This window comes from Parabacteroides sp. AM17-47, from assembly GCF_003434625.1.
GTDB lineage: Bacteria > Bacteroidota > Bacteroidia > Bacteroidales > Tannerellaceae > Parabacteroides > Parabacteroides distasonis.
On sequence record NZ_QTLI01000025.1, the window covers coordinates 72,950 to 84,073 of the forward strand.

An 11,124-nucleotide genomic window follows, 5' to 3' on the forward strand; every position below is an offset into this window, starting at 1 on the left:
TAGTCTTAAAAGTTTTCCCGTGTCTTCTGGATCAATAAATAATCCAATAAAGTCATGGCGGTCATAGACTCGACGATAGGTACCGCACGAGGCAATACGCATGGATCATGACGTCCGCGTGCCTTTAATATCGTATCCTCTCCCTCCATGTTAACCGTTTCTTGTTCCATCAAGATCGTAGCGACCGATTTAAAGGCTACCCGGAAATAAATATCTTGTCCGTTGGAGATCCCTCCTTGGATACCGCCGGAATTATTGGTACGAGTATTGATATGCCCGTTATCATTGAAAAAGCGATCGTTCCTTTCCGATCCGCGGAAGAAGGCGGCGTTGAATCCGTCTCCATACTCGAAGCCCTTCACGGCGTTGATCGTAAGCATCGCATGTCCCAACGCGGCATGTAACTTGCCGAACACAGGCTCTCCCAATCCGACGGGAACCCCTTTCGCCACACAGGTAATAATACCGCCGATCGTATCTCCTTTTGATTTGACCTCGGCGATCAAGGTTTCCATCTCTGAGGCGGTCTTCGGGTCCGGGCAACGTACGTCGCTCTCCTCCGTCAAGCTTAAATCATAATCTTGGTAACTACCCGCTAATTGGATCGGGCCGACCTGCGAGGTATAAGCTTGGATCTGTATGCCGTATTGCTTAAGGGCGAGTTTAGCGATGGCCCCAGCCACGCAACGAGCGATCGTTTCCCGGGCGGACGAACGTCCACCTCCACGGGGATCACGGATTCCATATTTCGTTTGATAGGTATAATCAGCATGGGAAGGACGGTAAACCGTTTTCATATTGTCATAGTCCGAGGAATGTTGGTTTTTGTTCCAGATGATGAAACCTATCGGCGTACCGGTTGTCTTTCCCTCGTAGATGCCGGAAAGAAATTGTACCTCATCATCCTCTTTACGGGGGGTCGTGATACGGGATTGTCCCGGTTTACGACGGTTCAGCTCTTGCTGGATGAATGCCGTATCTAATTCGATCCCGGCTGGGCATCCGTCGATCACGCCGCCGATACCGGGGCCGTGCGATTCGCCGAACGATGTTAATCTATAAATATTACCAAAAGTATTCACCGTTTTGTCTAATTGAAAATTGAAAACTGAAAATTGAGAATCAAAAGCCGATGATTAGGCACTTCTCCTAATTTTCAATTTTCAATTCTCAATTTCCCATTATTTAGTGGCATCCACCACAACCACAACCACCCTCGTGGTTATCGCCACAATCGCTACCGCAATCGTCGCAACCGCAACTACATCCACCTGCGGGAGCGGAGAAGGCTGCGATCTCTTCCGCTGTCGGTTCGTGTACGTCGATTACCTCGCCGCTGAAATGCAAAGTCTCGCCAGCCAACGGATGGTTGAAGTCCATTACCACGATATCATCCTTCACTTCCAATACAGAGCCGTTCATACGGTTGCCATTAGAATCCATCATCGGTACGGTATTACCTTCCTTGATCATCTCGGCGTCGAATTTACCGTCCACCTCGAAGATATTCTTCGGAAGATCCAATACGTGCTCCTCGTTATATTCGCCATAAGCCTCGGCTGGCTCGATGGAGAAGTTGAACGTGCCACCTACTTCCAGCCCGTTCAAGGCTTTCTCGAATGCCGGAAGCATCATGCCTGTTCCGTAGATGAATTTCAAAGGAGCCTCGACCGTCGCTTTTTCCATTAACTCACGTTCTTCACCTTCGCCAACGTTCAGGTCGTATGTAACCGCAACGTATTTGTTTGCTGTAATTTTCATTTGTCTTGTATTTTAAATATGTATAGAAATGCTCGCAAAGATACGATTTTATTTCTTATCCACCGCCTTTTTAAGAGCGTTCATCGCTTTATCTAAAACAGAGCGGGGGCAACCAATGTTCAAACGCATATGGCCTTCTCCCCCGGGACCGAAGATACTTCCGTCGTTCAGCGCTAGTCCGGCTTTGTCTTTGAACAGGTGTACGAGTTCATCTTGACTTAATTCCAGTTCCCTGCAATCCAACCAAACGAGGAAGGAGGCTTGGGGCTGGTAAACTTTTATCTTGGGGAGATGTAGTTTCATGAACTCTTCCACGAAACGTACATTCTCCATGATATACATTCGCATTTGTTGCAACCATTCGGCGCCATAGGTGTAAGCGGCGGTTGTCGCCGTATAAGCGAAGATCGTGCCATCGCCAAACTCTCCGGCCTCAAGGAAAGAGTAAAATTCTTCCCGGATGCGATCATTGGGTACGATTGCGTAGGAAGTCACGATACCGGCGATATTGAACGTCTTGCTCGGTGCCATGAAAGTTACGCTGCAAGAAGCGGCAGTATCCGATACGGAGGCAAATGGATAATGCGTATACTGAGGATAGGCCATTTCCGCATGAATCTCATCGGAGATAACCAAAATATTGTGCTTGGTGCAAATCTCGGCCAATCGGACCAAGGTTTCCTTTTTCCAGACGATCCCGCCCGGATTGTGAGGGTTGCAGAGGATCAATACCTTGCATTTATCATCTATAATAGATTCAAGATGATCGAAATCCATCTCATAGATGCCGTCTACCATCTTTAGCGGATTATAAACGACCTCACGCTTCATTTTCTCCGGAACGATGCGGAACGGATGATAAACAGGGGGCTGGATGATGACCTTATCTCCTTTTTGCGTAAAGCATTGGATAGCGAAAGCGATTCCCTTTACGATTCCCGGGATATAGCTGATCCATTCCCGTTGTATTTTCCAGTTATGTTTGTAGTGTACCCAATTGATGATACTCTCGTAATACTCGTCGGAGCCGAATGTATAGCCGAATATCTCGTGCTCACAACGTTTCTTCAGGGCCTCTACAATAAAGTCCGGTGTGCGGAAATCCATATCCGCCACCCATAGTGGTATCAGATTCTCGTCACCGAACATCTCTTTCAAACGGTCGAATTTCACGCAACTCGTCCCATGCCGTTCGATAACTTCGTCGAAGTTGTAGTGTTTCATATTTTTATTAACGATCAGTTTCTTAATTGCTATTGGGGTCAAAGATACAAATTATTATATTTATTGTTTATCCAAATCAAAGTATGAAATGCTGTATATTAGGAAATCGGCGATATATTTAATGAATCGTTTACTTAAATGGCTTATCAAACCGTGAACTGGCAAAATGTCAAAGTGTTATTATTGCTCTCTGTGGGTGATGAATTATGGGGCGGGGGCTTGGTCGCACGGAAAAAGCGCAAGCATTTGATGGTTGTGTAAATCAGAATGATGTTTGAATGCAGGTGTTGTTGGTCTTTTTTATGATTGATGTTTGAATAGCTGTCTATCGGTTGAGTATTTAAGGCTTTCTCTGTCTGAAAGTCATTTTGAAAATGTCTTTGCTTGAGCTGCTTCTAGCGTGGGTTATGCCGGATTTAGTCTTGATTTTAGGTGATTTTCATTCGAATGTTAACAAAATTTAGTCCGATACTAGATGAAATTTATTCCTTATGTTCTTCAGAAAACTTCCTTATGTTTTTTCTAGAACACTATTATGAATTTTTTCAAGGCTATTTATAGTCTACAAGTGTTAATAAATATGTGATTTAGAGTTTATATGTATCTTTTTTATCGCTAGAATAGGATTTTCTTATGAGATACGTGTTATCGTAAGTCGTGTTATCTGATAAAAATGTTATCTGGAATCTGTTTTAGATAACATTTGTCTTTTTACTGTTTCTGTTTGGAAATCGAAGTTTTTTCCCTTCTATACCTTCCGATTCCTAAGTAATACACTCTTGCTCCTGTTAAAATGCAATCCTAAAATGGTATTTGCTTGAGAATTGAAAGAAAAATGAAGAATTTTCTTTTAAATCCTTTGCGCATATCAATTATTGTTCTACATTTGCAGCGTCAAACAAACAAAGACAATAAGAAAAGATGATGAACAACGTATTGCATATTATTCTCGTGGTGGTCCTTCTAGTCATTAGTAGGTAAGGAGAAAGGTGTGTAAGAAGTTGTGAAGTCGTAGAGATATTTCTTAAGCCTTTCTCCATATAGGGAAAGGCTTTTTTATTATAAATAAATCAAGGTAGAGGCGTGGATAAAGCGCTCTACGAACAAAAAATAGGAAAGAGATGAAGAATCCGTTAAGAAGCTCATTTAGCACCGAAGGTCGTAGGATGGCCGGAGCCCGTGCGCTATGGCGTGCCAACGGGATGAAAGAGGAACAGTTCGGCAAGCCTATTATCGCTATCGTAAATTCATTTACCCAGTTCGTGCCGGGGCATACGCATTTGCATGAGATCGGGCAACTGGTCAAGGCCGAGATCGAGAAACAAGGTTGTTTCGCCGCTGAATTTAATACGATCGCTATCGACGACGGTATCGCTATGGGGCACGATGGGATGCTTTACTCGCTTCCTTCACGCGACATTATCGCGGACAGCGTGGAATATATGGTAAATGCCCATAAGGCGGACGCTATGGTTTGCATCAGCAATTGCGATAAGATCACGCCGGGTATGCTTATGGCTTCCATGCGATTAAATATCCCGACGGTGTTCGTGTCCGGTGGCCCGATGGAGGCAGGTGAGCTGGATGGCCGCCATCTGGATTTGATCGACGCGATGATTGAGTCCGCCGATACATCGGTAAGCGATGAGCGTATCGAGCAGGTGGAACGCCATGCGTGTCCGGGTTGCGGTTGTTGTTCCGGTATGTTTACCGCTAACTCTATGAACTGCTTGAACGAGGCGATCGGTCTGGCGCTTCCGGGGAACGGGACGATCGTGGCTACCCATAAGAACCGTATCCAACTTTTCCGTGATGCGGCTAAGCAAATCGTTGAGAACGCTTACAAATACTATCGTGACGGGGATGATTCCGTGTTACCTCGCAACATCGCTACCCGTCAGGCTTTCTTGAACGCCATGTCGCTGGATATCGCCATGGGGGGGTCTACCAATACGGTGCTTCACTTATTGGCCGTGGCACAAGAAGCCGGCGCCGATTTTCATATGGAGGATATCGATATGTTATCCCGCAAGACACCTTGCCTGTGTAAGGTAGCCCCGAATACGCACACTTATCATGTACAAGACGTAAACCGTGCCGGTGGAATCCTCGGTATCATGAACGAGTTGATGAAAGCCGGGCTTGTGGATGGCAGCACGAGACGTGCGGACGGCCTGACCTTGGCCGAGGCTGTTGATAAATACGCCGTCACTTCCCCGAACGTAACGGAGGAGGCGATCCGTAAATACAAGAGCGCTCCCGCTCATCGGTTCAGTATCCAGATGGGTTCCCAAGAATCTTATTATAAGGAATTAGATACGGATCGTGCCGAAGGTTGTATCCGTGACGTGGAGCACGCTTATTCCAAGGATGGCGGCTTGGCTGTTTTGAGAGGGAATATCGCCTTGGACGGATGTGTCGTAAAAACCGCCGGCGTGGATGAGAGTATTTGGAAATTCTCCGGCCCGGCGAAAGTCTTCGATTCACAGGATGCCGCTTGCGAGGGCATTTTAGGAGGCAAGGTCGTTTCAGGCGATGTGGTCGTCATCACGTATGAGGGTCCGAAAGGAGGGCCGGGAATGCAAGAGATGTTATATCCTACCTCTTATATAAAGAGCCGTCACTTAGGTAAGGAGTGCGCCTTGATCACGGATGGTCGTTTCAGTGGCGGTACGTCCGGTCTTTCTATCGGGCATATCTCTCCTGAGGCCGCTTCCGGTGGCGCTATCGGACTGGTGAGAGACGGGGATATCATCGAGATCAATATCCCGGAACGTTCCATCAACGTGCGGCTGAGCGACGAGGAGTTGGCCGAGCGCCGTAAAGCGGAAGAGGCGCGTGGAAAGAAAGCCTTTACGCCGCCGACGCGTCAGCGTGAGGTCTCGAAAGCGTTGAGAGCGTACGGGAAGATGGTTAGCTCCGCCGATAAGGGAGGTGTAAGGATTGTTGAAGATTAAAGCCAATAATATACATTAAACACGTTATTTCTTATGGAGAAACAAAAGATAACCGGTTCGGAAGCTTTGCTGAAAGCGTTGATTGCTGAAGGAGTAGATACTATCTTCGGTTATCCCGGCGGACAGGCGATACCTATTTACGACAGTTTATATGATTATAGGGACCAGTTGAGGCATGTATTGGTGCGCCACGAGCAAGGCGCTACCCATGCGGCTCAAGGATATGCCCGTGTATCCGGCAAGGTAGGAGTGACGTTGGTTACTTCCGGCCCGGGCGCTACGAATACCATCACGGGTATCGCTGATGCGCTGATGGATAGTACGCCAATGGTCGTAATCGCCGGTCAAGTACCCTCGCCGTTGTTGGGAACCGATGCTTTTCAGGAAGTCGACGTGATTGGCATCACGCAACCGATCACGAAATGGGCTTATCAAATCCGCAAGCCGGAGGAGATCGCATGGGCTGTTTCTCGTGCTTTTTATATCGCTTCTACAGGCCGTCCGGGTCCAGTTGTGCTGGATTTAGCGAAGGACGCGCAAGTAGGGCTGGTGGACTATGAATATAAGAAGGTAGATTACGTACGTAGTTATCAGCCGGAGCCGGATATCAAAAAGGATCGTATCAAGGCCGCCGCCGATTTAATCAATGAGGCGAAGAAACCCTTCTGTCTGGTCGGGCAGGGAGTATTGTTAGGCGGTGCGGAAGAGGAATTGAGAGCGTTTCTCCAAAAGAATGATATACCTGCCGGATCTACGGTATTGGGCTTATCTGCGTTGCCAACCGATTTCCCATTGAACAAGGGAATGCTCGGTATGCATGGAAACGTAGGGCCGAACCGGAAAACGAATGAGTGTGATGTATTGATCGCTATCGGTATGCGTTTCGACGACCGTGTGACTGGCGATTTAAAGACATACGCTAAGCAAGCCAAGATTATCCATCTGGATATCGACAACTCGGAAATCGGTAAGAACGTCCCCGTAGATGTAAAGGTGCTGGGTAATGCCAAGCACACGATACCGATGATCACGGCGTTGTTGGAAGAACGTAAACGTCCGGAATGGAATGCCGAGTTCGATCGGGACGAGAAAGAGGAATACGATAAGGTAATCGAGAAGGAATTGTATCCGACCGAGGGCCAACTGAAAATGGGCGAGGTAGTCCGTAAGGTTTCCGAGGCGACCGGTAACGACGCTGTATTGGTGACCGACGTTGGGCAGAACCAGATGATGGGTGTCCGCTATTTCAAATATAAACAAACCCGTAGCGTGGTGACTTCCGGAGGTTTAGGTACGATGGGATTTGGTCTGCCGGCCGCTATGGGCGCTAAGTTCGGGGCTCCGGACCGTACGGTCTGCTTCTTTACCGGTGATGGGGGTATGCAGATGACGATTCAGGAATTGGGTACCATCATGCAGGAGAAACTGAACGTGAAGATTATCATTCTTAATAATAACTTCTTAGGTATGGTACGTCAGTGGCAAGAATTGTTCTTCCACGAGCGTTATTCAAACACCATCATGGAGAATCCGGATTTCGTGGCGATCGCTAAAGCCTATGGTATCGCTGGCCGTGCCGTTGAAAAGCGGGAGGAATTGGACGACGCTATCGCCGAGATGCTAAACCACGACGGCGCTTACGTGTTGGTCGCTAACGTGGAGACTTGCGGAATGGTATATCCGATGGTTCCTGCCGGGGGAAGCGTGACAAACATGATTATGGGAGACGAGAAATAAGGAGGAGATGAAGCTATGACAACAAAGAAATTATATACCGTTATTATCTTTTCAGAGAATATCGTAGGTCTTTTGAACCAGATAACGATTATCTTTACACGCCGACAGCTGAACATCGAGACTCTGTCCGTCTCTCCGTCCGCTATCAAGGGCATCCATAAGTTTACGATCACGACCTTCGCCGATGAGGATATGATCGATAAGGTGGTGAAACAGATCGATAAACGTGTGGATATCTTGAAGGCTTATTATAATACGGATGAGGATCTGGTTTATCAAGAGATCGCCCTTTATAAGCTAAGTACCGAGCTTTTCATCAAGATGGGAACCGTGGAGGGATTGATCCGTAAATACAACGCTCGTATCTTGGAGATGAACGAGGCCTGCGTGGTGTTGGAGAAGAGTGGCCACTATGACGAGACACAAGCCTTGTTCAATGAGTTGAGCGAGACGATCGGTGTCCTGCAATTCATCCGCTCCGGACGTGTGGCTATCACGAAGAGCAAGGTGGAGCGCTTGAGCGATATGTTGGCCGATATGGAGCGAAAGTTACATGAAAAGCAACAATAATAAGATATGGAGAAAGTAGGATTATTTCATTTCGTGGCGGAGCCGTATTTGATGGATTTCAGGGGACGTGTAACGCTCCCTATGATTGGTAACTATTTGATTCACGCCGCTTCCAGCCATGCCGGAGAGCGTGGGTTCGGTTTCAATGATATGTCGGAGCGTCATACGGCTTGGGTGTTGTCCCGTCTGGCTATCGAGATGAAGGAATATCCTACCGCCTTCGATAAGATTAATCTATACACTTGGATCGATGAGGTCGGACGCCTCTTCACCAGTCGTTGTTTCGAGCTGGCGGATGAGAATGGGAAAACCTTTGGATTCGCCCGTTCTATTTGGGCGGCTATCGACGTGGAGACCCGCCGTCCTACCTTATTGGATATAGAGGCATTGGGCAAATATATCGACGAGCGTCCGTGCCCGATCGAGAAGCCGGGCAAGATCATGCCGGCGGAGAATAAGGCGGAGGGAATCCCGTATTCGATCAAATACAGCGACTTGGATATCAACGGTCACTTCAATAGCGTGAAGTATATCGAGCACCTGCTGGATTTGTTCGATATCGATCAGTTCAAGACCCGTGAGATCGGCCGTCTGGAGATCGCCTACCAATCCGAGGGTAAACAAGGTATGCCGCTTACGCTTCATAAGGCGGAGTCCGCTCCCGATAAGCAAGACATGGCTATTTGCCATGAGGGAAAGGCGATCTGTCGTGCGGCGGTTACTTGGAGATAATAAAAGAGATACATAAATAGGTTTTTAAACATTAATAGTTAAAAAGAAAATGGCACAAATGAATTTTGGCGGTGTTGTAGAGAATGTAATGACCCGCGAGGAATTTCCGTTGGAAAAGGCAAGAGAGATATTAAAAGATGAGACAATCGCTGTTATCGGCTATGGCGTACAGGGACCGGGACAGTCATTGAACCTTCGTGACAATGGCTTCAACGTAATCGTTGGCCAGCGCCAAGGTAAGACTTACGATAAAGCGGTTGAGGACGGATGGGTTCCGGGTGAGACTCTGTTCGGTATCGAGGAGGCTTGCGACAAGGCCACGATCATCATGTGCTTGTTGTCCGACGCTGCCGTAATGTCTGTATGGCCTACGATGAAGCCTTATTTGACAGCTGGCAAGGCCCTGTATTTCTCTCATGGTTTTGCGATCACTTGGAACGATCGTACGGGCGTTGTTCCTCCCGCGGATATTGACGTGATCATGGTCGCTCCGAAGGGGTCTGGTACGTCTTTGCGTTCCATGTTCCTTGAGGGTCGTGGCTTGAACTCTTCTTTCGCTATCTATCAAGACGCTACTGGCAAGGCGATGGATCGTACGTTGGCGTTGGGTATCGGTATCGGTTCCGGCTACTTGTTCGAGACGACTTTCATCCGTGAGGCTACTTCCGATTTGACTGGTGAGCGTGGTTCCTTGATGGGCGCTATCCAAGGTTTGTTGTTGGCCCAGTATGAGGTATTGCGCGAGAATGGACATACTCCTTCCGAGGCTTTCAACGAGACGGTCGAGGAGTTGACTCAATCCTTGATGCCTTTATTCGCCAAGAATGGTATGGACTGGATGTACGCGAACTGCTCTACTACCGCCCAGCGTGGCGCTTTGGACTGGATGGGTCCGTTCCACGACGCAATCAAGCCGGTTGTCGAGAAATTGTACGCAAACGTAAAATGCGGTAACGAGGCTCAGATCTCTATCGACTCAAACTCTAAGCCGGATTATCGTGAGAAATTGGAGGCTGAATTGAAGGCATTGCGCGAGAGCGAGATGTGGCAGACAGCTGTTACTGTACGTAAGCTTCGTCCGGAGAACAACTAATCCAATCTTAATCCTTATATATCAGCAAAAAGAGGCGGGTCACTTACGGGTGGCTCGCCTTTCTTTGTGTTATTCGATGTGGATATTCCTAGTCTTCTTGATCTTTCGCATGCTGGATGCTGAATGGACGATGTCCAGCACCTCGATGCGTTCCTCGGTGATGCGGTAGATGATAAGGTGTGAATCTAGGATGATGTTCCGGTACATGCGGCTTTTCGTGGCTAGGTGTCGGCATTCGGGATAATAAGGATAGGTTTGGTCTAACTCGTATAAGATGGATTTTATCTTGTTAGCGTATAATTCCGCTTGGTAGAATCCAAATAAGTCAAGGCCTTGAACATATACATTATCGTAACTTTCCCAAAATAAACTACTGGTTATAACCTGCTTTTGAGTAGGTCTTGCTTCCATGCCTCAAAACGTTTAAAACCTTCATCTAGGGTTAGGAACGGTCCCTTCTCAATCTCATGGATATGTTCCCAGATCTCTTCTTGGGTGAATTGCACCGGCTTGGTGGGATCCCACTTGAGCTTTGCGGGTCCGGTCTTGGTCTTACGTGTCTTTGCGGTCTTGGCCGTAGTTTCCTTGGCGGGGATGTTGCTTAATTTTGTCATAGTCGTAATCGTTATTAATTAGTACTGTGGCAAATGTATGGAATAATTTCCATGTAATAAGATATTTGGTAAGGAAAAAAGTAGGTCTATAGGATTAACTCATTACCCAGTTGTAGAGACGGGGCGTGCCCCGTCTCCATCCCCTCAAAATGGTATTCAAATTTATTTATGTCACATAACCGCTATTTTTAATCGCTTATCTGCTATATACGCACAATAAGCATGAATTTTGGGGTGTGGGGTGTGCAGGTCTTTATTACATATTTTTTTATTTCTTATATTTACTACGTCTTATACATTAAAAGAGTATATGAAAATCATATGATGATGTGTGATAGATATATAATGTTAACCTTTTTTATCAGTATGCGTTTGGTGAATCGGAATAATTGTGTAGCAAGCAAGCAAGCAAGCAAGCAAGCAAGCAAGCAAGCAA

At 47.0% G+C, this 11,124-nt stretch carries 10 protein-coding genes; 5 read left to right on the top strand and 5 right to left on the bottom strand.

Features of this window, described 5'->3' with window-relative positions:
• Window positions 1-5: 5 nt before the first annotated feature.
• From aroC to DW205_RS18585, 3 genes are all read right to left on the bottom strand, one after another.
• Complete coding sequence (gene aroC, locus DW205_RS18575; protein WP_005864373.1) at window positions 6-1,082, bottom strand: chorismate synthase; 1,077 nt, start codon at window positions 1,080-1,082, stop codon at window positions 6-8.
• Window positions 1,083-1,185: 103 nt separating this feature from the next.
• The gene (locus DW205_RS18580) at window positions 1,186-1,761 is read right to left on the bottom strand and encodes a peptidylprolyl isomerase (protein ID WP_005854436.1); all 576 of its coding nucleotides are present in this window, start codon (window positions 1,759-1,761) and stop codon (window positions 1,186-1,188) included.
• A 48-nt stretch (window positions 1,762-1,809) separates the two neighbouring features.
• The gene (locus tag DW205_RS18585) at window positions 1,810-2,985 is read right to left on the bottom strand and encodes a MalY/PatB family protein (protein ID WP_008778607.1); all 1,176 of its coding nucleotides are present in this window, start codon (window positions 2,983-2,985) and stop codon (window positions 1,810-1,812) included.
• A 1,121-nt stretch (window positions 2,986-4,106) separates the two neighbouring features.
• Between DW205_RS18585 and ilvD the strand changes: the two genes are divergently transcribed.
• From ilvD to ilvC, 5 genes are read left to right on the top strand one after another with little or no spacing between them, the layout of a single operon-like run.
• Complete coding sequence (gene ilvD, locus DW205_RS18590) at window positions 4,107-5,942, top strand: dihydroxy-acid dehydratase (RefSeq protein WP_005864376.1); 1,836 nt, start codon at window positions 4,107-4,109, stop codon at window positions 5,940-5,942.
• A 33-nt stretch (window positions 5,943-5,975) separates the two neighbouring features.
• Window positions 5,976-7,679 carry a biosynthetic-type acetolactate synthase large subunit gene (ilvB, locus tag DW205_RS18595; RefSeq protein ID WP_005864385.1) on the top strand — a complete coding sequence of 568 codons (1,704 nt, stop codon included), beginning with the start codon at window positions 5,976-5,978 and terminating at the stop codon, window positions 7,677-7,679.
• A 15-nt stretch (window positions 7,680-7,694) separates the two neighbouring features.
• Window positions 7,695-8,249: an acetolactate synthase small subunit gene (ilvN, locus tag DW205_RS18600; RefSeq protein ID WP_005864387.1), complete on the top strand. Its 555-nt coding sequence runs from the start codon at window positions 7,695-7,697 to the stop codon at window positions 8,247-8,249.
• 6 nt (window positions 8,250-8,255) lie between these two features.
• Window positions 8,256-8,981 carry an acyl-[acyl-carrier-protein] thioesterase gene (locus DW205_RS18605; protein WP_005864388.1) on the top strand — a complete coding sequence of 242 codons (726 nt, stop codon included), beginning with the start codon at window positions 8,256-8,258 and terminating at the stop codon, window positions 8,979-8,981.
• Window positions 8,982-9,030: 49 nt separating this feature from the next.
• Window positions 9,031-10,074, top strand: a complete 1,044-nt coding sequence (ilvC, locus tag DW205_RS18610) for a ketol-acid reductoisomerase (RefSeq protein WP_005864389.1) — start codon at window positions 9,031-9,033, stop codon at window positions 10,072-10,074.
• Between the two features lie 69 nt (window positions 10,075-10,143).
• Here ilvC and DW205_RS18615 read toward each other — a convergent pair whose 3' ends face one another.
• On the bottom strand, window positions 10,144-10,485 hold the full coding sequence (locus tag DW205_RS18615; RefSeq protein ID WP_005864390.1) for a type II toxin-antitoxin system RelE/ParE family toxin: 342 nt from the start codon (window positions 10,483-10,485) through the stop codon (window positions 10,144-10,146).
• The gene (locus DW205_RS18620; RefSeq protein ID WP_005864392.1) at window positions 10,452-10,688 is read right to left on the bottom strand and encodes a hypothetical protein; all 237 of its coding nucleotides are present in this window, start codon (window positions 10,686-10,688) and stop codon (window positions 10,452-10,454) included. Before DW205_RS18620 ends, DW205_RS18615 begins: the two co-directional genes overlap by 34 nt.
• Between the last annotated feature and the right edge of the window lie 436 nt (window positions 10,689-11,124).